At 51.5% G+C, this 26,392-nt stretch carries 20 protein-coding genes; 12 read left to right on the forward strand and 8 right to left on the reverse strand.

Annotation, left to right across the window (positions count from 1 at the left end):
* The first annotated feature begins 25 nt into the window (after positions 1-25).
* Positions 26-1,876 (forward strand): T9SS type A sorting domain-containing protein, encoded by a 1,851-nt coding sequence (locus tag DZC79_RS18360; RefSeq protein ID WP_118953078.1) that lies wholly within the window; start codon positions 26-28, stop codon positions 1,874-1,876.
* 111 nt (positions 1,877-1,987) lie between these two features.
* Here the strand turns inward: DZC79_RS18360 and DZC79_RS18365 are convergent, their stop codons facing one another.
* The 3 genes from DZC79_RS18365 to DZC79_RS18375 form a co-directional block, all read right to left on the reverse strand.
* Positions 1,988-3,574: a Na+/H+ antiporter gene (locus DZC79_RS18365; protein ID WP_118953079.1), complete on the reverse strand. Its 1,587-nt coding sequence runs from the start codon at positions 3,572-3,574 to the stop codon at positions 1,988-1,990.
* 166 nt (positions 3,575-3,740) lie between these two features.
* Positions 3,741-4,487 (reverse strand): LytR/AlgR family response regulator transcription factor, encoded by a 747-nt coding sequence (locus DZC79_RS18370; RefSeq protein ID WP_198666944.1) that lies wholly within the window; start codon positions 4,485-4,487, stop codon positions 3,741-3,743.
* Positions 4,484-7,387, reverse strand: a complete 2,904-nt coding sequence (locus DZC79_RS18375; protein ID WP_118953081.1) for a sensor histidine kinase — start codon at positions 7,385-7,387, stop codon at positions 4,484-4,486. Before DZC79_RS18375 ends, DZC79_RS18370 begins: the two co-directional genes overlap by 4 nt.
* Positions 7,388-7,907: 520 nt before the next feature.
* Here DZC79_RS18375 and DZC79_RS18385 point away from each other — a divergent pair.
* The 4 genes from DZC79_RS18385 to DZC79_RS18410 all read left to right on the forward strand — a co-directional run bounded on the left by DZC79_RS18385 (position 7,908) and on the right by DZC79_RS18410 (position 15,330).
* Positions 7,908-8,582, forward strand: a complete 675-nt coding sequence (locus DZC79_RS18385; protein WP_118953083.1) for a response regulator transcription factor — start codon at positions 7,908-7,910, stop codon at positions 8,580-8,582.
* A 715-nt stretch (positions 8,583-9,297) separates the two neighbouring features.
* On the forward strand, positions 9,298-10,050 hold the full coding sequence (locus DZC79_RS18395; RefSeq protein ID WP_118953085.1) for a sensor histidine kinase: 753 nt from the start codon (positions 9,298-9,300) through the stop codon (positions 10,048-10,050).
* Between the two features lie 652 nt (positions 10,051-10,702).
* The gene (locus DZC79_RS18405) at positions 10,703-11,278 is read left to right on the forward strand and encodes a glycosyltransferase family 32 protein (protein ID WP_198666945.1); all 576 of its coding nucleotides are present in this window, start codon (positions 10,703-10,705) and stop codon (positions 11,276-11,278) included.
* A 641-nt stretch (positions 11,279-11,919) separates the two neighbouring features.
* The gene (locus tag DZC79_RS18410) at positions 11,920-15,330 is read left to right on the forward strand and encodes an Ig-like domain-containing protein (protein ID WP_118953088.1); all 3,411 of its coding nucleotides are present in this window, start codon (positions 11,920-11,922) and stop codon (positions 15,328-15,330) included.
* 332 nt (positions 15,331-15,662) lie between these two features.
* Here DZC79_RS18410 and DZC79_RS18415 read toward each other — a convergent pair whose 3' ends face one another.
* On the reverse strand, positions 15,663-16,307 hold the full coding sequence (locus DZC79_RS18415) for an RNA polymerase sigma factor (RefSeq protein ID WP_118953089.1): 645 nt from the start codon (positions 16,305-16,307) through the stop codon (positions 15,663-15,665).
* A 132-nt stretch (positions 16,308-16,439) separates the two neighbouring features.
* On the opposite strand from DZC79_RS18415, the gene DZC79_RS18420 reads away from it, so the two are divergent.
* Complete coding sequence (locus DZC79_RS18420; protein WP_118953090.1) at positions 16,440-16,817, forward strand: hypothetical protein; 378 nt, start codon at positions 16,440-16,442, stop codon at positions 16,815-16,817.
* Positions 16,818-16,819: 2 nt separating this feature from the next.
* Here DZC79_RS18420 and DZC79_RS18425 read toward each other — a convergent pair whose 3' ends face one another.
* Positions 16,820-17,161: a winged helix-turn-helix transcriptional regulator gene (locus DZC79_RS18425; protein WP_118953091.1), complete on the reverse strand. Its 342-nt coding sequence runs from the start codon at positions 17,159-17,161 to the stop codon at positions 16,820-16,822.
* Positions 17,162-17,273: 112 nt separating this feature from the next.
* Here DZC79_RS18425 and DZC79_RS18430 point away from each other — a divergent pair, with 112 nt between their 5' ends.
* From DZC79_RS18430 to DZC79_RS18450, 5 genes are all read left to right on the forward strand, one after another.
* The gene (locus DZC79_RS18430; RefSeq protein ID WP_232831879.1) at positions 17,274-17,960 is read left to right on the forward strand and encodes a class I SAM-dependent methyltransferase; all 687 of its coding nucleotides are present in this window, start codon (positions 17,274-17,276) and stop codon (positions 17,958-17,960) included.
* An 84-nt stretch (positions 17,961-18,044) separates the two neighbouring features.
* Positions 18,045-18,425: a helix-turn-helix domain-containing protein gene (locus tag DZC79_RS18435; protein ID WP_118953092.1), complete on the forward strand. Its 381-nt coding sequence runs from the start codon at positions 18,045-18,047 to the stop codon at positions 18,423-18,425.
* Positions 18,426-18,495: 70 nt separating this feature from the next.
* Positions 18,496-19,251, forward strand: a complete 756-nt coding sequence (locus DZC79_RS18440) for an SDR family oxidoreductase (protein WP_118953093.1) — start codon at positions 18,496-18,498, stop codon at positions 19,249-19,251.
* Positions 19,252-19,712: 461 nt separating this feature from the next.
* On the forward strand, positions 19,713-20,561 hold the full coding sequence (locus DZC79_RS18445) for an AraC family transcriptional regulator (RefSeq protein ID WP_157977258.1): 849 nt from the start codon (positions 19,713-19,715) through the stop codon (positions 20,559-20,561).
* A gap of 127 nt (positions 20,562-20,688) precedes the next feature.
* Positions 20,689-21,882 (forward strand): MFS transporter, encoded by a 1,194-nt coding sequence (locus tag DZC79_RS18450; protein ID WP_118953095.1) that lies wholly within the window; start codon positions 20,689-20,691, stop codon positions 21,880-21,882.
* A 215-nt stretch (positions 21,883-22,097) separates the two neighbouring features.
* Here DZC79_RS18450 and DZC79_RS18455 read toward each other — a convergent pair whose 3' ends face one another.
* Positions 22,098-24,026 (reverse strand): T9SS-dependent choice-of-anchor J family protein, encoded by a 1,929-nt coding sequence (locus tag DZC79_RS18455; RefSeq protein ID WP_118953096.1) that lies wholly within the window; start codon positions 24,024-24,026, stop codon positions 22,098-22,100.
* Between the two features lie 626 nt (positions 24,027-24,652).
* On the opposite strand from DZC79_RS18455, the gene DZC79_RS18460 reads away from it, so the two are divergent.
* Positions 24,653-25,198, forward strand: coding sequence for a hypothetical protein (locus DZC79_RS18460; RefSeq protein WP_157977259.1), 546 nt, complete (start codon positions 24,653-24,655; stop codon positions 25,196-25,198).
* Positions 25,199-25,222: 24 nt separating this feature from the next.
* On the opposite strand, the gene DZC79_RS18465 is transcribed toward DZC79_RS18460, so the two are convergent.
* Both DZC79_RS18465 and DZC79_RS21530 read right to left on the reverse strand, forming a co-directional pair.
* A complete protein-coding gene (locus tag DZC79_RS18465) occupies positions 25,223-25,801 on the reverse strand; it encodes a dihydrofolate reductase family protein (RefSeq protein WP_118953098.1) in 579 nt (192 codons plus the stop codon).
* 277 nt (positions 25,802-26,078) lie between these two features.
* Positions 26,079-26,342: a hypothetical protein gene (locus tag DZC79_RS21530; protein ID WP_198666946.1), complete on the reverse strand. Its 264-nt coding sequence runs from the start codon at positions 26,340-26,342 to the stop codon at positions 26,079-26,081.
* Positions 26,343-26,392 lie beyond the last annotated feature (50 nt).

Raw genomic sequence — 26,392 nt, forward strand, 5'->3', positions numbered from 1 at the left:
TGGAGTTTTGGAAAAAATATGAGCGATGAGAAAATTAATGCTAAGCCTGTTCCTGTTGCCGGCCTTGTCTTTGCCAACGAGCGCGCAGTTGGGAAAAGGAGGACTTCCCCTGAGCATCCGGTCGGCCGGTGCCGTAGAGCACAAAATTCCGGTAGTACAGGCAGAGCTGCCCGACTGGGAAACCCAGCTGCGTAAATGGAACCAGGACACTTCTTCGTTCACCAGACCTTTCCTGGTATCCCTGTTTACACCTACCGACCTGGGTTTTCCCCAATCAGGGATATTGTATAGAGCAGAAAACGGTACCAGGGTATGGTGCGCGACATTAAGCATTCCCGGTGCCAAGGCGATCGGTCTGTATTATGACAATTTTTACTTGCCCAAGGGGGTGCAGCTGTTCCTGACCAACGGGAACAACAAGCAGATCCTGGGTGCTTTTACCGAAGCGAATAATAGTGAGACCGGTTTGTTCGCCAATGAACCTGTTCAGGGCAGCACGGTCAATATCGAGCTGAATATTGAGGCTGGTGTCGATCTTTCCGCGATAAAAATGCACATCAACCGTGCAGCTGTTTACTTCAGGGGTATTGAATACCTGATGCCGTTCTCGGGAAACTTCGAAACGATCGACCAGTTCGATAGCCAGCTGGCGGGCAGCTCGTCCGTATGTAATTTCAACGCGGTCTGCCCCCTGAGCAACGGCTATGTGCCGCAGCGCGATGCGGCGTTGCACACCTTATGCGTCATGAGCGTGGGTACAGGTACCTGCTCTTCTACGATGATCAATACGGCCAACAATGCTCCCGGCAGCTGTAAGCAATACCTGCTGATCGCCAGCCATTGCGAGTTTTCCAATTCCAAGGTGGATGCAGGCTTTGCGCAATATATTTTCAGGTTCAATTACCAGCACAATACCTGTAATCCGCCTGCCGGTACGGTGACGAATACGCAGCAGAGCATTACCGGCGCCAAATTTGTGTCCAGGTCCCTGGTTCCCATCATCGCCTCCGGCCCGGGCGCCGGTCAGCCCGATGCGCAGCAGATCAAAGGCGATTTTATCCTGCTGGAATTTACAGGCCAGAACAAGATCCCGGCTTCCTGGAATGTGAACCTGGCCGGTTGGGATAAATCCCCGACCATCCCCACAACAGCGGCCAGCCCCAAAAAATTTATCGGCTTCCACCATCCTGCCGGAGATGTGAAGAAAGTATCGGCGGGCAGCGCTATCCAGAACTATTCGGTTGGCGAAGCCAACTCACACTGGTTGCTGCAATTGGATTCGGGTTATGCCGCCCAGGGTAGCTCGGGCAGTGCGCTGTTTAACGGGGACGGCCGTATTATCGGGGTAGCCAGTGTGGCCGCGCCCATGCTAGGGGTTCCTGCCAATTGTGCGACGACAGCCAAAGGCACGAACGATGCCAGCACCGCCAAGATCGTGCTCTACAGCAAGCTGGCCAATATATGGGATTATGCAGTAGACGGGTCTGCCACCAACAGCAAGCTGAAGCCCTGGCTCGATCCTGCCAACAGCAATGTCGCTACCATCAACGCGGTTAAATCGGATTGCACGCCTTTGAGCACCAACCCGCCTACCGGCATTACACCCGGCGCTGAAACACTGGAACAATCGGTAAGCATCTACCCTAATCCTGCAAGCGGTGGCCGGGTCAATGTAAAAGTGAACCTGGAAGCACCGGCCGATCTGCACCTGGAGCTTTACGATATCAGCGGAAAGAAGATCAGCAATTATACGCTGAACAAGGTACGGCAGGGGGCTTTTGGCATTGATCTGTCCGGTTATGCCAATGGCATCTACCTGCTGAAGGTCAGCGATGGCTTCAATGAATGCAGCAAAAAGATTATGGTGCGGCAGTAATCGGTACAACCGCAAGGCGGCATAGACCGGAATGGTTTTATACAGCAATAGCACAGGATATCCTGTGCTATTTTATTTTTGAAGGACAAGCAATGAAGCAGTTCCCCGGTGTTACCGCATGGACAGCTTCAGCCGCTCTTCTTCCAGGTCAATAAGGAAAAGCTGCTCGCGGATCAGCTCTTCATCCACCGACGGATCCTTATTGAGCTCTGCTATATACTGGCGTTGACATTCGAGCATTTCCAGGAAGACGGTTTTTGTTTTTCTGCTCATCCAGTCCTCGTTGGATGCCTTCATCTTCTCCTCCCAATGCTGCAGCCATTGTCGCATACCGCCATGGTCCTGCATGCCGTTGTCGTATTTGTCTTTGAGGAACTGGTAGGTGTGGCTGCGCAAGCCTTGCAGGAGCTTTTGCTTCGCTGTTTCGGGCGGCTCGCCGGGATAGTCGCGGAATACGTTGGCCCGCCTGATGAAGTAGGGCAGCGTCAGCCCCTGCAGGACCAGGGTGAGCAGAATGACAACAAAGGTAATGAAGAGGATCAGGTTCCGGTAAGGAAAGTCATTGCCGTTGGCAAGCGTTGCCGGTATAGAGAGTGCGGCAGCCAGGGACACGACACCGCGCATGCCTGTCCAGCCGAGCAGCAACGGTGTCAGCAGCCGCCCAAGCCTGGAATTGACCCTGGGCGCTACGCCGGGCCTGAAGATCAGGGTGGCGATCAGGGCGGCATAGGAGCTGATGATGCGGGCCACGATAAGGACTGCAGTAACCAGGAGGCTGTAGCCTATGGCAGTACGTAGCGGAATACCTTTCGATCGCAGGCCGTCTACGATCTCGGGAAGGTCCAGGCCGATGATCAGGAATACGATACCATTCAGGATAAAAGAAAAGCTCTCCCATACATTATAGCTCCTGATCCGGCTGCTGCTGTTGAGGAAAAACAGCCGGCGGTTGGCCATGAACAATCCCCCGGCCACAACGGCCAGCACACCCGAGCTGTGGAGCTGCTCGGCTACCCAATACAGGATATAAGGTTCTATCAGCGTAAGCGCGATATCGGAGGAAGCGTCGGTCGGCAGCCGTTTATGCGCCTGGACGAAGAGCCAGGCCAGCAACAGGCCGGTGCCCACACCACCGATCACCATCCACAGGAAGCTGAGCGCGGCCTGCTGCCAGATGAACTGGCCGGTGCCTACGGCTACCAGCGCAAAACGGAATATAATGAGGGATGAAGCGTCGTTGAGCAGGCTTTCCCCTTCAAGGATAGCGGAGGTGGACCTGGATATCTTCACAAATTTGGTGATGGCGCCTATGCTGACTGCGTCGGGCGGGGATACAATGCCGCCCAGCAGGAACCCCAGCGCTATGGTAAACCCGGGAATAAAATAATTGGTGACGATCGCTACAGAGAAAGCGGTAAACAGCACGACCAGGAAGGCAAAGCTGCTGATGATACGCCACCATTTCTGCATCTCTTTAAAAGAAATGGTCCACGACGCCTCGAACAGCAGCGGTGGTAACAGGATAAAGAAGATAAGGTCGGGGTTAATTTTTATGGTCGGCAGGCCGGGAATGAGACTGATGAGCAACCCGGCAATGACCAGCAAAATGGGATAAGCAACTCTGATCTTATTGGCCAGCATGCACAACAGCACTACGGCGGCGATCATAGCGATAAAGAAAGGTAACAGTGTATGCATCTGAAGCGTTCCGGGATTTTGACGCCTAAATATATGTATTTTTCTATTGCGCCCGATGGACTGGCGGTCAAACACAATGGATCCTTACTAAAGTAAAGGGGCCGGCAAAGAAAACAGCCCCGGGATGAATATCACCGGGACTGTTTTCGGTACAGGCAGCGCAAAGCTATGCCGGCTTGCTGATTGTTTTTAAAAAAGCTTCTTTCCGGGATACCGATACATCGACCTGTATGCCGTTGTGCAGCATCAGGTAGCCGCCTCTTCCCTTGATGTATTTTTCAACATAAGACAGGTTGACGATATAGGAATGGTGTACCCTGAAGAAAGAGGATTGTGGCAACAAACGTTCGCATTCGCCGATGCGTATGCTCAGTATTTCCTTTTTACCGTTGGTGAAGAAAAAGTAAGTATAGCTTCCCGATGCTTCGCAGTAGACAATATCTTTCGGATCGACAAGCTTGTACCCTTCCAGGGTAGCCAGGGCTATTTTACCCGAATCATTTTTGTCGCGCGTTCCGAGCAATTTCAGCAGCTGTTGATTCGCCTGCTTCAGCGCTATCTTCTGCTCCGCTTTGGCAATGGAAGCCTGCAGCGCATCTATGCCTATGGGCTTCAGCAGGTAGTCCAGGGCCTGTACCCTAAAGGCCTCTACGGCATATTGCTGGTAGGCCGTAGTGAAAATAATTTCGAAAAAGACATGGCTGAACCGGTGGATGAGGTCGAAGCCATTTTCATGATTCAGCTCGATGTCGAGGAAAACGATATCCGGCCGGTGCTGCTGGATACATTGATAGCCTGTCTCGATGTCCGTTGCGGTTGCTGCTACGCTTACGCCCGGGCAGAAGCCTTCCAGCAAAGCTTTAAGCGTATTGATGTTGGTGGCTTTGTCATCGAGAATAATGACTTTCTTCATAGTGTCTGTGTTTGTTTCCATTCTTCGCTGTAATTAAGGATTGGTAAAATTAGTATCACGCTGGTGCCTGTATTATCGTCGAATGTATTTCGGGTCTGTACTTCTATGCGGCCGGTTTCCAGCACCTGGTTCAGGATCTCGATCCTTTCTTGTGTGATGGAGGTACCCCGCGGTATATGCCCCTGTGTGTTTTTCCGGGCAAGATTGTGGATACCCGGTCCGTTGTCTGTTATCGTGCAGGTCATTGTTTTTTCATCCGGATTCTTGCGCAGCTCGAGCGTGATGAGGCCACCGGAAGGTAACCTGGATACGCCGTGCTTGATGGCATTTTCCAGGAAGGGCTGCAGGAGCATGCTGGGCACGCTTACCTGGTGGATGTCGATACTGGGATCTATGTGGATCGAATATTGAAAGGCGGAAGGGGATTGCATCTGTTCCAGTTCCAGGTAGCTGGTCAGGTAGTCGATCTCTGCCGAGAGGCGTATATACATGAGCGCAGCATGCTCCAGTGTGCTCCGCACAAGGCTCGCAAAGCGGGACAGGTAAAAGTTGGCGCCCCTGACATCGTTAGTGATGACGAAGTGCTGTATGGAGTTTAAGCAGTTAAAAATGAAATGCGGGTTCATCTGTGCCCTGAGGGCCTTTTGTTCCAGTGTTGCCATCTTTCTTTGCAGCAATTGCTGCTCCTGGTCTTTTTTCCGGACTGACCGGAACCTTAGCTGGAACATCAGGCCGGTTACTGCAACCAATATGCCGGCAGCCAGCGCCTGTACGCCTCTTCTTTCCCATAGCAACGGCTCAATGGTAAAACGCTTTTCAAGTATCTTACTGGCATCGCCGAATTTGTTGACCGCTTTGATCTGGAGGGTATAGGCGCCTGAAGGCAGGGCCGGGTAATCCAGGAACGTCTGGTCTGTGCTGAACCACTCTTCACTCAGCCCCTGCAGCCGGTAGCGATAGACAATGTTCCCGGCAGAAGCAAAGGACAGCCCTGCATATTCAAATCGTATATGATTGCGGGCATGAGCAATGCTCAGGTCTTCGCCCGATTCGAGATCTACCGTTTGTCCTCCGACGACGATGCGGGTAAAAAGGATGTTGCAAGGTCCGTGCAGTGGTACGCGACTCTGGTCAAAGCAGGTGATCCCATCCTGGGTGCCGGCATAAACAATATCGCCGTCTACAAACAGCGACTTGATATTGTCGGAACGCAGGCCATCCGCCATGTCGTACCGGGCAACCACTTTGGGCTTTGGTGCCTTGATATCGATCTTGTTGATTCCCTTTTCTGTTCCTACCCAAAGAAAATTCCCATCCGGGAAAAGACATTGGCAGACGTCGCTGGACAGCCCGCAGTTTTTTTTGTTGAGGCTGACCTGTACTTTCCCGTTACATATTCCGGCGACGCCACCTTCGTAAGTGCCTATCCACAGTATGCCATCGTCCCCGTTAACGATCGTGCTGATGCGGTTGCTTAGTAAGGGTGATTCCAGGCCAAGGTAATGCAGGCTGTCGTCCCGGAAGGTATATAAGCCATCCAGCGCGCCGATATAGATCGTGTTCTGCAATTTAGTGGCACAGGTGGCCCTTTTGCTGAAAATCGTATCCAGCATGCGTTGCCCTTTTATGTCGAAGCGGTAAACGGCGTCGAAGCAGGCCAGAAGGACCGTATCCTGGTAATAAAAAGCTGTTTTGACAAGCCCTAGTGGTGCCGGTAAAGGGCAGACGATATCGGAGATGTGGGCATCGTAAAAATGAAGCATCGTATTCGGCTGCAATTTCAGCTTGTCGAAGCCTGCTGCTGTTTCCGATGGTTTGATGAGCGGGAGCGGTTCGCCGGCTACGGATTTTCGGGATTGGGGAAATCGCCAGTATCTGCCCGCTTCGGTAACCACATAGATCTGCTTGTTCCTGAGAAAGATCTGGTAGGCGGCAAAGGGCCGTTCCGGCGGACCGAAGGCATAATGAACAAAAGGAGCCCGGCCGAGCCGTAACAGGCCGGTGCCTTTGGTGGAAAACCAGAAGTTCCCCTCGCTGTCTTCGAAGAAATCCTGTACTCTTGTTCGGGGCAGATAGTCCCGGATGAATCTCCTGTTCTTAAAATCGTAGAACTGAACGCCTGCCAATGTGCTGCTCATTACAACAATGCTGTCGTTATAGAACTTTTTCAACAGCAGGTTAGGATAGGGTATAGAAATGCTCTTTGTCGTATCCGATCCCGTTAAAATCATGGCCCGATCGTTACAGAGCATATAGGTGTAAGAATGCCCCGTTTTCCTGGATGCATGATACGATATCGTATCCCTGGCAAACGTTCTTACGGCCGGAGGAAGAAAGATGTTGGGAAAGTCTCCCTGCATCCGCGCGAGTTGGAGCGATTGCAGGATACTGTTTGCGTATTGAACCCTGGGCACAAAAATGGTGTTCTTTCTTTTCCCCCCTGACAGGACATAAGTGCCTTCCTGAAATATGATCAGCAGGCGGCCGTCTTCCGTTTCCGCCATACCCCTTAGATGGCTGGGCATTTTAAGTGTTTTCAGGAAAGAGTCATTGTGCTGATTGTATATTTTTCCTTTGTAGTAATAGCATAGCGCGTTTTTGAAACAGCTGATCCAAAGCTTGTTTTCCGAGTCGCAGAAGGTAAAGAAGATTTCATTGCTCGGAAGACCGTCAGCTACCGTGAAGTTGTGAAACTGTTTGCCGTCGAAACGGCTGAGACCGGCATCGGTGGCCAGCCAGAGGAAGCCGGAATTGTCCTGGGAAATGCCATGGACCGTCAATCCCGCCAGCCCGTCTTTTGTGATGTATTGTAGGTAACTATATTCCTGTCCGTTGGAAATGCCGTTGAACAGCATGCTTGCTGTCAGGATGAGATAGGATAGAAGACAAGTTCTGTTCATTTCACTACAGATGCATCATAAGAGCTGTTTCCAGCAGGTCGCTATAGCGCCCGCTGTCTCCGGGTCGTTTAAAAATAAGTTTTTTCCCCTGTTTCCCGTAAGCGGTCCCGACCCGGCTACGCGTCATCGCCCCTTGCAGAAGTATGTCATCAAAAGACAGGGCTGTGCACCCGGCCGGTATAATCGTGAAACACCCCTTGCGGGAACCCGGGACAGTATTATTTTTACCAATAGAAAGACTCCTGTAGCCGGAAAGCGTACCAGGAGGCTTTCGCATGGGGGAAGGACACTTCAAGCCTTTACATAACGCAGGCAGGCCGGGCCTGGTATATGCGAAGGTAGGATGGCGTCTATGCAAAAGCACTTTAAGCACACACCCTTTTTAATCTGCAATTTTTCAGGTTTTTATCTTATTCAATCGTATCAGTCGTTGATAATGATGGCGAAAGCGGGGAATTTCATAATTTAAATAAAGCATTTACTTTTATCGCCAGACAATAAAGCCAATACCAAAGCAGGAATGAGTGTAAACCTTACAAATTCGAAAATTACCGTCGCTTATGCAGATGATCATGTTGCTGTCAGAAAAGGCATCATATCTTACCTGCACGACATTGGCGGCGTAGACGTCGTCATTGAAGCCGGGAACGGCCAGGAGCTCGTACAGCTGCTGACCGATGCCGCAATATTGCCGGATGTCTGCATTATGGATATTAAGATGCCGGACATGGATGGATTTGAAGCGACAGCCATTATCAAGCAAAGATGGAAAGGCATGAAAATACTGGTGCTCACCACTTTCCTGGAGGAGTATTATGTCGTCAGGATGATCCGGGCCGGTGTCAATGGCTATTTGTCTAAATCCTGCGACCCCGAAGAAATAAAAGAGGCCCTGGTCTCTATAGCCCAGAAAGGCATGTATTACTCCGGCCTCTATGTAGAGAAAGCGATGATCGCGGTCCAGGATGATAAAATGAGGGTACCCAATTTTACAGAAAAAGAACGTATCTTCCTGAAGCATTGTTGTAGCGATCTGACTTATGCCGAGATCTCTGTGCTGATGAAGTGCAGCGTTAAAAGCGTTGAAGGGTACCGGGACAGCCTGTTTAAAAAGCTGGCGGTGAATAGCAGGGTCAGCCTGGCGCTTTTTGCAGTGAAAACGGGCATTATACCTATGGATAGCGGTCCTCTTTAATAAACCAAACCTTTGTGGCTTGCTGGTGAGCGGGATGAAAGATCTCCGTTAACGGGAAGTCTTATATGAAAAGCTATGCGGCCATTGTCTTACATCTTGTTCTACGTTTATTGGTATGTCTTATCGCTTGCTGCAGTCTATGCTGTTTACTGTTTCAGAAAAGTGGACCGCCCCACCCGGTATTTATGCTTGTGGTTGTGGCTGGGAATGCTGACGGAAGCTGTTTCTTTATACTGGATATCCCGGTTCAAAACCAATTGGCCGGTATATTCGGCATCCAGCATCGTCGAGTTTGTGCTGATTTGTCTTTACCTGAACAATAATCTCCATTACTATCAGGAACGGAAGATCGGCCTGATCGCTGCCGGGATCGGACTCCCCGCGGGGATTGTCAACATGCTATGGCTTCAGCCGGTTCAAAGCCTTAATTCCAATTTCCAGCTTTTCGAGTGCCTGGTGCTTGTATGTCTCATTTTGTACACGATTTACCGCAGATTACTGATCCCGGATCTCTACCTCAGCAGGGAAACGCATTTCTGGATACCTTGTATTTTTTTATTCTACTTGTGCGGGACCATATTGAATTCGAGCATTTATGAACAAGTGAGGGTAGGGCAGGCCTATCTCCTGACTGTATGCAATAATGTAATCAATATAATTACTTATCTTTCTTGTGCCATTATCCTCATAGCATATCCCAAAATGAGCAGAACCCATGCTTAGCGTAGAAGCGGGACTGGTCCCCGTATTCATTACCATGACCATGCTGTCTACAGCTTTTATTTTTTTTCTGATCGCGGCTCTCGTGCGGCTTAAAGGTAATCAAATGAAGAAGGAACGACAATTGCTCAAGGCGATCGCGGAAGAAAGGGAACGGACGATGCTCAGCATTTCTGCTGAAATACACGACAATGTTAACCAGGTGCTCAGTCTTGCCAGGATGTCGCTTAAGATGATCGGCAAATTTGCCATCCCCGAGCAGGAGAAATACATTGGTGAATCGGGCCGTATGCTGGATACGGCGATGGGCGATCTGAGGAACATAAGCCATTCCCTGAATTCAGGCTACCTGAAGGAAAGAGGTTTGCTGGCGTCGCTGGAAGAAGAAGTAAAATGGGTAAATATTTCAAAAAACATCCATTGCACGCTGGAAATTGAAGGCGCCTTCCGGTCGCTCGATCGCGATATGGAGCTTATGATCATCAGGATTGCCCAGGAAGCCATACACAATACGCTCAGGCATGCCCGCGCTTCAAACCTCGTAATCCGCCTGCAGTACCAGGAGCAATCGCTGACGATGGTATTGAAGGACGACGGCAAAGGGTTTACCATCGATCCCCAATCTCCCTGGAAAGGACTGGGTTTGCACAGCATGTATGAGCGAAGCAGGATTATAGGCGGCACTATCGCCATCGATTCAGGGGAAGGAGGCACTGCAATAACGCTTACGGTTCCTGCCCGCGGGTAAAAGAGGCGCAGCTGAAGCCTGATCCATCGCAGATTTATCGCGGGAAGCGCATGCATCAATCATTATTTCCGGCAAAACTGTTCCTCTTCATCATCAATTGTGGCCTTTTTTCTACAAAAAGCTTAGCCGGAACGATTTATCTTTGCTGAAGGTTCTTAGGGTCTTGGTTCGACCTTATTGGTTATAGGCCCGGGTAGTCCCGGGCTTTTGCTATACCCGGAAAAGCGCTGCCCTGCTGCTTCTGAGGAACAACATGATGGATAACCAAAGTTTGTTTGGCGCAGCTCAGCCGTTCCGGCGCTTTCCTTTCTCCATCAGTCAGGTCCCCTTCGCTGCCTTTGTTTTTATTTCTTTTCCGGCAAGAAAGCCAGCTAAGCATTGACTAATATCATCCATACAGCTTGTGTAGCGCTGTTTTCAGCCTCAGTGGGTAAAGATCGAAGCTACGATGCTATCTTGCCGGCAGGCATAATTCAGGCATATTAATGCATAATTAAGTTTTCCTCTGCCGATAAACCTTACGGCCTTCGTTTCGTCTAAGGAACGCCCATCCCACAAATCCCCCCTTTTGAAAATGGCCATTCCCAAGGTTATATACCAAACCTTTCACAGCAATCATCTTCCTTTTGTCACGCGGCAGTTTATCAGGTTCATGAGATTCCGTAACCCGGCTTATGATTACCAGTTCTATGACGACGCGCGGATCGATCAATTTATAGAAGAAGAGTTTGATGAGGAGATCAATAACCTGTATCAGAAAATAAATATAGGCGCTGTCAAAGCAGATTTTTTCCGTTATGCCATCCTGTATAAGAAAGGTGGCGTGTACCTTGACGTCGACGGTTATACGTTGAAGAACCTGGATAAGATGATCCGTCCTGATGATCACTGTATCGTCACCAATGAAGGCAATCCGGGATTGTATGCGCAATATGCGCTCGTCTTTGATAAAGGTCATCCTTTCCTGGAACGTACGCTGGAAAAGGTTGTCGACAACTTACGGACCAACCGTCATCCGCACGATGGACATCAAATGACAGGGCCGACAGTCTTCACTGCAGCAGTCAATGAATGTATCGCAGAAAATATTACGGACCGATACCGGATATGGGGCGTGGATTATAACGGCTTTCTCAATCCCAGGCACCCCTTCCGGAAAAGGCTTTATAAGAAGGGCGAACACTGGCGGGAAGCGCAGGCGGCACGGCCGATACTGAAAGAAGAATAGCAGGTCCCGGCGGCTTTGCATAAGGTAGCATAGTATCAATGTGCTGCCTTTGCATAGTTTTGCCTGGATGGTTGTACAGACCTGCAGCGACCAGGAACAGTCGCTGCGGTTTTTTCGTGTCCGGATCGCACCATAGCTGCTTTTTAACGGGCGGTGTAACATTGGATCAAGCGAAAGAATTGGGAGATGCAATTTAAGTATGTCCCGATGAAATCCGGAATATCGACCCGGTACCCGGAGGATTGAACGCTTCAATACTTATGAGAGGATCTTGTACCACACCTGTACAGCCAGGCCGGTCGGGAGTGCAACGGCCTGAACGGCGGCTGCATGCGTATCTTTCTTAGCAACCCTGGTTTTGCTCCTATGGAACAAATTTATGTTTGTTCTTGCTGTCGCTACAAACGTTTGGCTCCTACGTAGCCTATAGCACGGATAGCTTTGCAGATAAGCATTGTTGCCAGGCTGTGCTACTTTCTTATCTCGTAATGATTAAAGTGCTCATACATCATTCCGTGCACCTTTTATAATTCCCTACCTTCCGCTTAACTCGTAACATTTTCATGTAGGTATGCTGCTCCTCTACAAATCTTAAATTTGTTTGACCACAATAAAAACCAATAAAACCTAAATTTACTGCATTGAGAAAAAATCTATTCACCATCGCAGTGCCGCTGCTCTGCGCCATGAAGCTTACGGCACAGGTGTCGGTCACCGCAACCGGAGGGACTACAGGTCCTACGACCTATACCAATTTCACCACGGCCTTTACGGCCATTAACAATGGGGTACATACGGGCGCTATAACCGTTTCGGTTACCGGCAATTTTTCCGAATCAGCCACACCTACTATTAATTCCAGCGGAACAGGCTCGGCCAGCTATACCTCCATACTGATCAAACCCGCTGCTGGAGCCGATCCTGTAATCACCAGCACAGCTGACAATACCGCAGCGATCAAGCTCGACGGAGCCGATAGCGTGACGATCGACGGCTCTAATACCGTAGGGGGTACCAGCCGCAACCTCACCTTTGTAAATACCAATACCAGCGGTTCGGGTAAAGCTTCCAACATCTGGCTTGCCAGCAAAAGCGGGAATGGGGCAACGAATAACGTGATCAAGAATTGTAAGCTGCTGGGATCCGGCGCCCCCGGCGGCGCGCCCTACATGGGCGTTTGCATTTACAGCAGCAATTCCACATTGGCGGGCTATTGGGAAACCGGTGCGCCTACGGTAAGCGCCAACAGCAACAACCTGATCCAGAACAACCTGATGAACGGCACGAATGCCGCAGTCGTGTTCTCGGGAGGCGCCAGCGTGGGGGAGACCGGCAACCAGATCATCGGCAACCAGATCGGCGACAATACCAGCGCCACCAATCTTAAGTTTACCAATGTCGGTGTGTACCTGCTGAACCAGGCCAACTTCAAGATAGAGCAGAATACCTTTACCTGGCTCTCTGCCAGCAATACCAATGCAGCACCGGGCGGCATTTCCATCGGCGCCGGATGCTCCGGCGGCAGCATCGCCCGGAATACCCTGACCGGTCTGCGCTTCAGCCAGACCACCGTGCTTACCGGAGGCATCCTGCTGAGGGGCGCTGCTGCCAATACGATCAAGGTAAGCAACAATTTCATTTCCGATATCGCTTCAAATGGTTCCACTACAGCAGCCAACAATGCCTACGGCATTGCGATAGGCGCAGGTACCGGTTATGATATCGCTTTCAATTCGGTGCACATGAACACTAACCCGACCTCCACGGCCAATGGCTACCAGGCAGCCCTGTACCTGGACGGATCGGTGAACACGATACAGGTGCGCAACAACCTGCTCGTACAGGCCAGCGCCAATACGACCAATAAATTCAGCGTGTACGCGGTCAATGCCAATCCTACCGGCAGCACGATCGATTATAACGACTATTACAGCAGCGGTACCTCGCTGGCTTATGCAGGCTCGGCACAGGCAGCGCTGACGGATGTGCAGACCAACCTGCAAAACAGCCTGGCCCACGCCAGGAATGTGCTGCCCGTATTTGTCTCTGCCACCGATCTGCACCTGCAGACCACCAACAGCAGCAACCTCACCAACCTGCAGGGTGCAGGGATCGCCGTTACCGGTATTACCACCGATTACGACGGTGCGGCAAGGCCTGTCAATCCTACCATAGGCGCGCATGAGCTGGTATCAGTGCCTTGCACCACACCTGCGGCCCCTGTTGCCGCTGCGGCTTCCCGCTGTGGTAGCGGATCGCTTACCCTTACGGCCACCGGGCCTTCCGGTACCACCCTCAACTGGTACACCGGCCCCAGCGGCGGATCGCCTGTCGGCACCGGAAGCCCTTTCGCTACACCAGCCATCAGCGCCACCACGACTTATTATGTTTCCGCAGCGATAGGTACCTGCGAAAGCCCGCGTACCAGCGTTGTGTGCACCATTAAAGAAAAGCCGGCGGCGGGTGTATCGCCCACCGGCACCGCGCAGGTATGTGCCGGAAGCACGATTACCCTTACGGGTTCCGGCGCCGGCAGCTATCAATGGCTGAATGCTGCGGGCAGCATCAGCGGGGCGATAAATCCAACATTGGTTACCGGTACTGCGGGCAGCTATCGCCTGGTGGTAACCCATGCTGTTTCGGGTTGCGCCGACACCTCGGTGGCTGTGAGCATTAATGTCAATCCGCTGCCTGTAGTTGCGCTCGGCAACGATACTGTATTCTGCTCGGGTAACAGCCTGGTGCTGGATGCCGGCAATGCCGGCGCAAGCTTTCTCTGGGAGAACAGCGCCACCACACAAACAAGGACCGTAAGCGGCACTGGGAGCTATCATGTAAAAGTGACCAGCAGCAGCAACTGCATTACCCGCGATACCATAAGGGTAACCGTCAATCCCACGCCTGTGGTTAACTTGGGCAGCGATACCAATCTTTGCGAAGGCGTCAGCTATGTGCTGGATGCGAGCAACAGCGGCGCTGCGTATTTATGGAGCAATGCAGCGACCACACAAACCATGGGTGTTACTGCCAGCGGCAGCCATTGGGTAAGGGTGACCAATACCTTCAATTGCGTGGCGTCGGATACGGTAATGACTACCTTTTACCCCATCCCGGCTGTATCTCTGGGCAATGAGCGCGATGTGTGCGCCGATGCTACCGTAGTGCTCGACGCCGGTAATCCCGGCGAGACTTATCTCTGGGACGACGGCTCTACAGCGCAGACCCGGACCGTGAATACGACTGGCACTTATTACGTCACCGTCAGCAATATTGCGCACTGCAAAGGCAGCGATACCGTAGCCGTAACCGTGCGTCCCCTGCCGGTGGTCAACCTGGGTAACGATACAGTCTTCTGCCATGGTAATACCTTAACCCTCGATGCCGGTAATGAAGGCGCCGGCTTCCTCTGGAATGATAATTCCACGTTGCAGACCTTGGAAGCGGCTGCTACCGGAACTTACGGTGTAGTGGTGACCAACCAGTACGGCTGTGTGGCCTCAGACCAGATCGATATCCTGGTAAAAGGCTTGCCCCGTGGTACCATCAATGCCGTGTACAGCGATGCCGCTACCTATAATTTCAATATACTCGATGCAGAATACGTGGTAGCCTGCACCTGGGATTTCGGCGACGGATCACCACAGGTGACCGTGGGCGATGCTTCCGGCATGGTGCAGCATACCTACAGGAGCAACCACATCTTCAATGTGACCGCCAGGCTGCACGGCGAATGCAACGACAGCCTGATGCCCATGCGTACCATCGATGTGTTTGACGCCACCGGTACCGGTATTGCTACAACGCAAAACGATAAGGACCTGCTGCTGTTTCCTAACCCGGCCACAGACCGCTTGATGCTGGAAAGCAAAGGGCAGCTGCGCATAATGCAGGCAACCGTTTACAATATCCTCGGCCAGGCCTTGCTGAATGCAAAAGCAGGTAACAGTAATGTGCTCCGGTTGAACACGGCCGGGCTGGGCTCCGGCAGCTATACGTTGATGGTGGAGACGGACAAGGGCATGCTGGTGCGTAAATTTGAGATATTCCGGTAACAGCTTTCCGGCAATCCTCAATGCTGCCGGATACTTTTTTGTTTCATGTTCAGAGAAATGCCCTCCTTCGCGGAGGGCTTTCTTCCTGTGACCAGGCAGAAAGATGTAACCGGCGCTTGCTTTCTTTACGCACTTTTATTCCGTAGGCCGAACAACAGGCAGCGCACAATGAAATAGAACGAAGGAAAGCTGTTGCCATCGTAAAGAAGCTAAGGGATATGGGAATGAGCAATGAAGAGCTAACGAAAGCTATCCGTGTGAGTAGTGTGGCGTTAAAGAATTTGTAGTTTCTTTTCCTTTGAAAGAACAGGTGGTGTGGATGCTAAGCCAATCTATCGATCAATACCCAGGTGCTGCAGCACGTAATTGACTACGGCATCGCATCTGGACAGATGAAAGCCGTAGACATGGTCTTTCATATAGCCGCTCAGGTGCTGCCGCAGCATGGTCTTTGCCCGGTTGAGGCGCACCTTTACATTGGTTTCTTCGATGCTGAGCGCATCGGCAGTATCGCGCACCGAAACCTCTTCGATCTCCCGCAGCACAAAGACCAGCCGGTATTTCTCCGGTAGCTGCGCTATGGCCTCTTCCAGCACATCGCTCAGCTCTTTATTGATCAGCATTTTTGCAGGCGTATTCATGTTCACGGATTTGTCATCAGGAAGTATACCGGGAGCCAGCTGACCGGCTTTTCGTTTCTGTCCCAGGCATTGGTTCAGCATAATGCGTGTAAGCCAGGTGCCTAATGAGGAGCGGCCTTCAAAGCCCGGCAAATGCTCGAATGCGTTGATATAAGCCGTCTGCATGGCATCCTGCACTTCGGCGTCGCTGCCCAGTATGGACATGCCGATGCGGTACAGGCGTTGGTTGTACCGACGCATCAATTGCTCAAACAGCTGTTTTTCACCTGCCAGTATCCGGGCGGTAAGCTCCTGGTCGGGAATGGAAGCGAGGTTCCTCTCCGGTTGTTCCGTCATTGCCTTTGGATGCGGTTTTGATCAAAAGGTTACAATATTGTTGTATTATTCCCGGCCTGCCTGTACTTAAAGAAAAATCTGTAACCTTTTTGTTGTCTTTGGCTCTAAAAGAAAGATCAAAGTTAAACTATCATGGTAACCATTCAACAGGTTCAGACAACGTTAAAATTTACTTATGGCATTGTGCCTATTGTGGCCGGACTGGATAAGTTTACCAACCTGCTTACCCATTGGGCCGACTACCTGGGCCGGAACCAGAGCATGATCCCCTTCGACGCGATGCTCTTTATGAAGATCGTAGGGATTATTGAGATCATTGCGGGACTTATCGTGTTTATCCGTCCGCTGGCGGGCGCCTATATCGTTATGGCCTGGCTTATCTGTATCGCATTGCAGCTCATTATCAGCGGCCAATACTTCGATGTGGCAGTACGGGACCTGGTGATGGCTGTAGGCGCTTATACGCTGGCGCAGCTGACCCGCATTCAGGCCGGTCCCAACCGCTCCTGAGCCTATTTCCCGATCACCGCTTTTCTGTGCGCACGCCCCCAGTGCCATAGCTCGTGCAATACTTTGCGCAGCGACCGGCCATGGGCCGTCATGCTGTATTCCACGGTGGGCGGCGCCGTGTCGTATACCGTTCGCTGGATCAGCTTATTGGCCTGCAGGCTTTTCAGCTCCTTGGCCAGGGTCTTGTCACCGAGGCCGGGGATTTCCCTGGCAATTTCGCTGAAACGCCTGGGACCGCTGCACAGCGCATACAGGATCAGCAGCTTCCACCGGCCTTCCAGGGCTTCCAGGGCATCTTTAATAGAAAGCATGGCTTTGGAACAGTCTTTTTCTCCGGGTATCATGAGGCTTTTTTTAGAAATGCTATCAGTTTGACAGCTACTTTCCAAATGGAAAGTGCTATCCGATGGAAAGTAAAGATAGGTACTTTTGCATCGGTAATCATACTGATGAGCTATGACAGCGATAAATGAAGCAAGCGAAGATAAGATGGCTAACACTGCAGGAGATATGCAGGCTTTCTGGAACACTGCCTTCAGGGAACACCAGGCGATGTGGGGTTTCCATCCCAGCCGTTCCGCAGCCCACGCCAGAGATCTTTTTGTAGCACAGGGCATCAAAGACATGCTGCTGCCGGGTATTGGTTATGGCAGGAATGCAAAGATCTTTACAGATGCCGGGATCAGGGTAACCGGTATCGAGATTGCGCAGGAGGCGATTGATATGGCAAGGGCCCATTATGGCGAAGACATGAAGATCTTCCGGGGCTCGGTAACCGATATGCCTTTCGATGCGCATGTATACGAAGGCATCTTCTGCTACGGCCTGGTGTACCTGCTCAACCCGGAGCAGCGGAAAAAGATGATCGCCGCCTGCTACAATCAGCTGAAGCCCGGCGGCTGGATGGTCTTTTCGGTTGTCTCCAAAAAATCGCCGAACTACGGAAAGGGCAGGGCGCTGGGCGAAGATACCTTTGAGGTGGGTAAGGGCGGACAAGTTTTCTTTTACGATGAAGCTGCTGTGCAACGTGAGTTCGGCGCTTACGGCATTAAAGAATATTTTGAGATAGAGGAGCAGGTCAGCCCGGAAAGTGGTAGGCCTGCCTTTATTTTTTTGCAGGTCGTATGCCGGAAAGCCGGCTGAATGTCTATCCGAAAAGTTCACCATGCCGGTTCCTGCAAATATTCCGAACTTTAAGCACCCGCTTAATCGGGAAAGCATAGCCCTATGGTAAGCAAAGAAGAAAAGAGAAGCAAGCAGATCACCAGGCAGTATTTCAGTTTCCTGGACCGCCATATCGACGAAGTGATCGATGGTACGGCGCCGGTTTTCCTGGAGCTGAACCAGATCGCCAGGGAGCTGGCGGTCTCTCACAAACATCTTACGGACACGGTCCAAAAGGAAACCGGCCATCATCCCTGTCATTTCTACGATGAAAAGATCATCGACAGGGCAAAGGCGCTGCTGGCCCGTTCGCCGCTATCTATTGCCCAGATTGCGCTGACGCTTACTTATGATCCTTCCAATTTTTCCAAATTTTTCAGGAAATGGACGGGCATGACACCCGGCAGCTACAGGGATAGCTGCGGCAAAGCGCCCCGCTTATAAAAATTCCGAAAAGTTCACCATAATGCACCGGCAGATATCATGCAACTTTGCCTAAATAAAAAACAGTGTTATGGAACGTAACGGAATAAAAGGAAAAGTGGTATTGATTGCCGGCGGCGCTAAAAATCTCGGCGGTTTATTAAGCAGGAGCTTCGCCGCCGGCGGCGCAAAGCTGGTGATACACTACAACAGCGACAGCACCAAAGCGGATGCGGAAAAGACATTGGCCGACGTGCAGGCCGCAGGCGCAGAGGGCCTCCTCTTCCAGGGCGACCTTACCCAAACGGAAAATGTAACCCGGCTTTTTGACGCTGCTATCGAAAAGTTCGGCGGTGTCGATATCGCCATCAACACGGTAGGTAAAGTGCTCAAAAAAAGCATCACAGACACTACCGAAGCAGAGTATGACAGCATGAGCGATATCAATGCGAAGGTGGCTTACTTTTTTATCAGGGAAGCGGGCAAGCGGCTGAACGATAACGGAAAGATCTGCACCATAGTGACTTCTCTGCTGGCTGCTTATACCGGCTTGTATTCGACCTATGGTGGCATGAAGGCACCGGTAGAACATTTTACCAGGGCAGCTTCCAAGGAATTTGGCGGCAGGGGCATTTCGGTAACCGCGGTGGCGCCCGGACCTATGGATACGCCTTTCTTTTACGGGCAGGAGACGGAAGATGCGGTAGCCTATCATAAATCGGCATCGGCTTTGGGCGGGCTCACCAACATCAGGGATATTGCACCGCTGGTGTCTTTCCTGGTAACCGACGGATGGTGGATCACAGGACAGACGATATTCGCCAATGGCGGCTATACTACGCGGTAAGGTGTTGCTGGCCTTTCCCGCAGTGGTGTCGCGACGCATGCCGGTCGGGATGCGATAGCAGCCTGAACGGTAGAAAGATCACAAAGGAGCAACGGCACGAACAAGTATGTGTATCCTTTTCTCAGCTACGCCGCTGCTTTACCTGTAAACACCCTATGGTCATCCTGAGCGCAGCTTGCGCAGCATGCGGAATGAAGGATCGCGATCGCTTCGTTTCGTAGATCTGTTAGCTGCAGTGTTGTTCAAAAAGACTGAAAGACGCGAAGTGCTGCTTTATTCATCCCCTTTCGCACCGCTGCGGGAGGGGATGAAAAGCTTAGTGTCTTTGTATTCGAGTCTCATAACCGCGGCATCATAACGTCGCTGCGAGAAAATTCAGTTGCTCACGATAAATACGGAGGCATAATCATTATGTGGTATTTTCGTGGCGCCATTCTATGTGGCCTGTCAGAAGAGAAAGCATGCGCAAATCCACGATAGCCCTGCACAGAGATGAGCTGAAGCCGGCTGGTGTCGATATACAGCCCTTGAGCAGTCTCAAGAGCGTCGTTCCTGTACCGCACAGGGACGATCATTATATGTTTGTGTTGTTGCAGGCAGGCAGCTTTTTATGGGAGGTGGATTTTAAGGAGATAAGGATGAAAGGCCCTTCGGTATGTTTTATTGCGCCGGGACAAGTACATCGTTATATCGATTTCAGGAAGGCGAAGGGATGGCTGGTGTTTGCTGATACTGCGCTGGTGCCTCCGCAATACCGGAATATTTTTGACACTTACCTGAATGTCCGTCAGGCTGTTTCTTCCGACAGGGAAGATGCGGTCTTTAAGCTGATCCCACTCCTGGAGCAGGTTCTGGCTGAAGTGGCGCGGCCACTGGGCGCTGGTGTGCTCGGCTCGCTGCTGGAGACAATCTCCGGCCTGGTTGCATCCGGTCTGGTGCAGGAGCGGCAGGCGGCGAGTCTTATCGGCGAACCAAAGTACCATACGGTAGCTCGTTTCAAGCAATTGCTCCGCACACAGTATAAAGAAGTAAAACAGGTGAAAGCGTATGCCGCTTTGCTCCACATCACTCCCCTTTACCTGAACGAGGTGCTGAAAGAGGTAACGGGATTTTCCGCCAGCTACTGGATACAGCAGGAAGTATTGCTGGAGGCCAGGCGCATGCTGTATTATACGGCGTTGGATGTAAAGCAGATCGCCTATGCGCTGGGCTATGAGGATCATGCTTATTTCTCCCGTTTCTTCAGGAAACATACCGGGATGACCGCCCTGGACTTCCGGGGTGCCAAACCATTATTTGTCCCATCATAGCCATTGAACGGCTATCGGCGTTCCTGTACGTCCCTTCTAATTTTGCTTTCGTAAAAGCAGGATACCCCATGTGCTGAAATACGGTGTCAAAGGGTATGCATTAATCTTAAGAAAACAAAAAACAGAAATGGATATTGCTATTCAGGACAAGGCAGAGAAAGGCTTGGTCAACCTCATCACACCTATTATTGTGTCGGTTTTTGCCGTGTACCTCACTATTGGCATGACTTTGGGCGTACTACCCGGCTATATTAAAAATGACCTGAAGCAGGGAAGCCTGGTTGTAGGCATTGTTATCGGACTGCAGTCGCTGGCGACGCTGGTCACCAGGGCTTATGCCGGTAAGCTTACCGATACCAGGGGTGCTAAAACGAGTAATCACCTGGGTATCGTACTGGTCCTGCTTTCCGGCGTAGTATACCTCATAGCTTTATGGCTCAGTCCCTATGCGGGCCTGGCAACAAGTTTGTTCCTGCTGGCGCGCATGGTTCATGGTGTGTCCGAAAGCCTGGCCGTTACCGGGGCGCTCACCTGGGGTATCGGATTGGTAGGGGCACAAAAGTCGGGAAAGGTCATGACCTGGAATGGTATTGCCATGTATGCGGGTATTGCCGTAGGCGCTCCCCTGGCCATATGGATGAAAGGCGCTCTGGGCGCAGGTTGTGTATTTGCGATGATCTTCCTGCTGTCGACGGTCAGCTGGCTGGCCACGGTTAAGCTTCCGGCTTTGCCGGTGGATGCGGCGCATATCCGTACACCCTTTTATAAAGTGGTCGGCCTGATCGCCGGTCAGGGCCTGGGGCTGGCCTTTTCCGCCATCGGCTTTGCCTGTATCTCCTCCTTTATTTTCCTGCTGTTTACCCAGCAGCGCTGGGGTGCGCCGTCGATGGCCTTTATGGCTTTCGGGGCCGCTTATATTGTGACGCGGATCCTTTTCTCTTCCTTTCCCGATCGCTTCGGGGGTTATGCGGTGGCGCTGGTTTCCCTGGTCATAGAAGCTGCAGGGCAATTGCTGATCGCATCTGCCTCTTCGGCGGCGATGGCGATCGCGGGCTGCAGCCTTACCGGTATCGGCTTCTCCCTTATCTTTCCCGCCCTCGGAGTGCTGGCGATCAAAAAAGTAGCGCCGCAGATGCGGGGAACGGCGCTGGGCGCTTATGCAGCCTTTTTCGATCTCTCGCTGGGCCTTGCCGGGCCTGCTGCCGGTATCATTGCTGGATGGTATGGCTATGCAGCCATCTATGTCTTTGGCGGCTGCTGCTGCCTGCTGGCGATGACAGTATTGCTCCGAAATAAGATGTTCATGCCTAAGGACAAATAATGTCGGGAGTACTACCTGAAAATATAATATTCCCTTCAGTTGAAGCCCGGACTATAATTGTTTTGCTATCAGTTAAGGGAGCGGTATTGTCAGCAGCATGCGGCGCGGTTCAATACCATACCTGGCTTTGATGGCGACTCATTCATGAACCCGTTAAAGATAAAAAAAGCAGCTGGCCATAAGGTCAGCTGCTTCACTATAAGTTTGTTGTCTGTTTACCTGGATACGGTCAGGCGGCGGGTAGCATTACCTTCATTGGTGGTAACGCTGATATTGTAAACACCATTAACCAGGCCGGCAACAGGAATACCGATGGTACCGGGACCGGCATTCATATGCGTGGAAACAGTTTTTACTTCACGTCCCATTATATCAGTGATGCGCAGTGCAACAGTGCCCGCACGCAGCAGGTTTAGTTTTACGGTAGTCTGCGCCGTAGCTGGGTTGGGGTACAGCTGGAAGTCGATGTTGCCGCTCTTCACAGAAGAGATGCCAAGGGGTGTGTCCTGCAGGCCAGATAAGGGAACGCTTACACTCTGGTATACAGTCTTTTTGGCGCGGTTCTCTACCCAGATGGTGATCTTACCGGTTGAAGTCGCCGTATAGGTAAGGTTACCGGCTACATCGCCCCAGGGGTGATCGGCTTTCCAGGAAGAATTGATTGTTTGGGTCTGCCCGGCAGTGAAAGCGGCAAGCGGCGTGCCCGCAGCGCTGGGGAACAGGTTTTCAACTACGTCGGTAAAGACGCTTTGTGGCCTGCTTTCCAGGCTGATGTTGCCGCTGTAGGTGATCTTATCGATCGTTAATGAAGCCATGGCAACCAGTCCGGCAGGGAATGCATCAAAAGACTTGATATCGGCCGATACCTGGTAGGTATTGGTGGCGGCGTTGTAGGAGGCCGTTCCTGTAATCCGGATGGGGCTTACTGTCGTTTCCTGCCCGATCAGCTCCGAAGTAAAGAAGCCGGCTCCGGGATACACATAAGTACCGTTCAGGTAGCCGCTGGGTGTGGAGTTGGCGTTGTAATAAGGCCTCCGTCCGTTCACGACAGTCTGTGTAACATTATACATCAGGTCGCGTGCAGGGATGTTGACATGATAACGGATCGTGTTCATACGGCTGGCGTTGTTAGCACACACCGAGTCGATATTGGGTTCGGCGGCTGCACAAGGGTCGCAGGAAGCGCCGGTAAATTCTTCAAACATCTGCATGCGGGAAACGAGCGAATCCAGCGCTACCAATGTGGTAGACATGGTGTCGTCGGCAGGAACCGCTTCACCAGCCTGGGCCACGTAAACCTTTACGCTGTGATTGCCTGCAGTGGTAATTGCGGCCGGTGTGCTGAATGTCTTTTCAACGGACTGCAGGGGCTGCAGGGCCGGGGAAATGCTGAAGCTCTCCATTACAGGTGTATTGTTGTCGAGCTGGTAGTAAGCTGTAACGTTGGATACGGGCACCGCACCATTGTTTTTGAATACAGCGGAAATGCTCTTGGAACCACCTACAGCAACGTAGGCATCCATAGCGCCTGCAGAAGGCGCTACAGCCGTAGTGGCCATATCCGTAGCATTGGCTTGTACGGTTGTCGACACGTTGTCGATGGCCAGAATGCCGCGGTTGTGGTTGTTGTCACGGAAAGCCAGGCGGATCGTTTGGCCGTTATAATCGCCCAGGTACAGCCCGTGCGTTACAAAATCGCCGGCGAATGGCGCCATATTCCACAGGGGAACAGGATTGAAGTCGGCGGGAGTCGTTCCGGCATTGGTCGACACTAGGATCTGCAGGTTTTCTCCCGAGCCATAATCCCAGTCATCCCATTTCAGGATCGTATTACCGTTATTGACCAGGAAGGACGGTGTGATCAGCCACCGGTCTGCCGTATCCGTAGCGCTGGTGAAAAAGGATGTGGTGAACATGCTTACGCTCCCGTTGGTCAGTGGCTTGAAAAGGATCCAGCCGTGGTTGGTAAGCGAGTCGTTCAGCGCAGCCACGGTAAAGCAGGCTGCGGGATGCCCGTCATTGATCACCGTCCAGGAAGCGGGCATGCCGCTGTCGAATTGTTCCAATGCCAGCTGTGCATTGGCCTTGATGCCCGCCAGTCCGGAAGCAGCCAACGTACAAAAGAGAAGAAGATTTTTTTTCATGTCGTCTTTTTATTAATCTATAAATTAAGAATCAAATTTACTATTTGCGATATCATATCTTAATGGAGGCGGCCGGCCGTTAACAATTGTAACGCCCTGGGATGTCCCTTTGGCTTACTTTTACATTGCATAGGGTTGTTTTCCCGCAGGTCTGATGATGGATGCTGAGATATTTGCTATGCGGAATGTAATTGTGTTGTTCATTTTATAAATGGGTGAGGGTTTTTATATGCCATTTGGAGACGCCACAAACGGTGTCCTGCTGTTCCCGGTAAACAGCGGTTGTGTAAGATTGCGCTTAACAAGAAATGCCGGCGGGAGCGCAATTTTATTTGCGGGTTGCTCTTGTATTAGGGTTTAAAAGTATGTTTATCGGTTCCGCAGATCAATATAGCGGCATGTATTCCGGAAAGAAGCTATGCCATGATATACCATAAATTTGCCTGGTTGCTTTCGCTGCCATAAAGTAGATTATGGAAAAATATTTTGCGCATTGTTACTTATGCTTATCGCCTTCCCGTTGTCATAAATTTACCATTCTGCTATCCAACCTTTTGCGGGCGGTGCCGTTGTTCCTGCTACAGGTGAACGGACCCTTTCTTTACCTGCCTCAAACCGGGATGACGATGGAAAAAGATGCAGCATTAAAAGAATTTTTCGAAAGCTATGGCGTAATCAGCTGCTCAGGCGACCTGAAGCCGCTGGCCGGTTTTTATGCAGATAGCTTTATGGTGGCCGGCCCGGAAGGCAGTGCCGCTTTCCGTAATGATGAAAGTTTTGTGCAATGGCTGGAGCAATTGCGGCAGGCCAATGAGCGATCGGGTTTGAAAAGCATGCGGATCGTAGCCTTCAATGAATTCCCGATAAGCAGACAGTACAAGGGTGCTGCGGTGACCTGGGGCGCACAATTTCGTTCATTTGCCTGGGACCTTGCCCAAGATCATTATGTATATCAGCGAGCGCAGCCAGGAAGCACTTATGCGGGAAAAGGGATTGTTGTAACCCGACCCTGGTCCCGGTTGCAGAAGTCGGTGCTGCCACGCAATAAGCCATGCCGCTCACCGTACGATACGGATACCTTGCATGGCTTTGAGCAGCTGATACCGATTGCGGCCCGGAGTGCTCTCTCCCGTTTTGAAGCCGGTAGTATCCATAACGCCGGGACTCTTTGAAGCCGCCTGGGCGGTTTCGTGTCGTTATATGCTGTAGCTGTGCACTACGGTTCCGCCCGGGAAAATTTTCGTATCGGACAGCTTCAGATAGGCGGGCATGGTCAGGCCGTCGAAGACCGGCTCGCCGCTGCCCAATACTACGGGATGGATAATGAGGTGAAATTCGTCTACGAGTCCTTCCCCGATAAGGCTTCGCATGAACCCGGCGCCTCCGATGGCCAGGATCGGTTTTCCTGCTTCGGCTTTAAGCGCCCCGATCTCTCCGGCGAGGTCGCCGCTAATGATCTGCGCATTGATCCAGGAGACTGCCGCGGGAGTGGGCACCGGTCCGGCATCGATACCTTTAAACCCTTTCCGGGTAAAGAGGGCCTTCGGTATCTCGTTCATCGGCGCGGCAAAAGCATCGGTCGAGGTCGGCCAGTAAGGCGCAATCACTTCAAACGTTTTCCTGCCCATAATGATCAGCCCTGCCTCCCTGGTTACTGCGACGGACCAGGCCTTCGATTGTTCGTCCCCGGTCTTGAAGATCCAGTCTTTTTCTCCATTGGGGCCGGCGACAAAACCATCAATGGACATCGACATCTTCATCATTAGTTTTCGCATAAAAGAGTTGTTTCGGCAAAGGTAAACCGCTCTTATCGTACCGGCCGGGGCAAGCCCCGACAATTCCCGGGGGTGATCCCGTCTTCAATGGGTTGTGAATAAAAATACCTGCAAATGACGGTATAGATTCCTGCTTCCTAAGGTTGACAAATATCGGGGCCGCTCAATTATGACAGGCAAAATAAAAGGCCTGGCAACTAAGGCCAGGTCTTTGCAAGTTTTGTTGTCTGAAGCATCAGGGGACGGATGCCCGTATTAAACGCAGCAGAGCGAGCGATCATTTGCTGAAAAGCAAGCGACGGTATTGGGGCACGATTCCGTCCAGACAGGCTCGGGGGGCGGGCAAATACAAGATGTAGAGATAGGCCCGCCGCCCATTACCGTATTCATCTGTAAGGCTACGATCATTTTCTTTTTCAGGTCCAGGCGCCTGGCGGCCATTTTTGATTTTTTCATGATTATTGTGAAATCGGTTAACGAAGTTTTGTTTACCAAATTTCAGAAACGGCACTGCATTTTTTGTGCAGTAAATAATCACCAACAGGACCTGGGTTAGGGTGTACGAAAGGGATACTGCCTATTTAGGCTTCT

Source organism: Taibaiella helva, assembly GCF_003545695.1.
Taxonomy (GTDB): Bacteria; Bacteroidota; Bacteroidia; order Chitinophagales; family Chitinophagaceae; genus Taibaiella; species Taibaiella helva.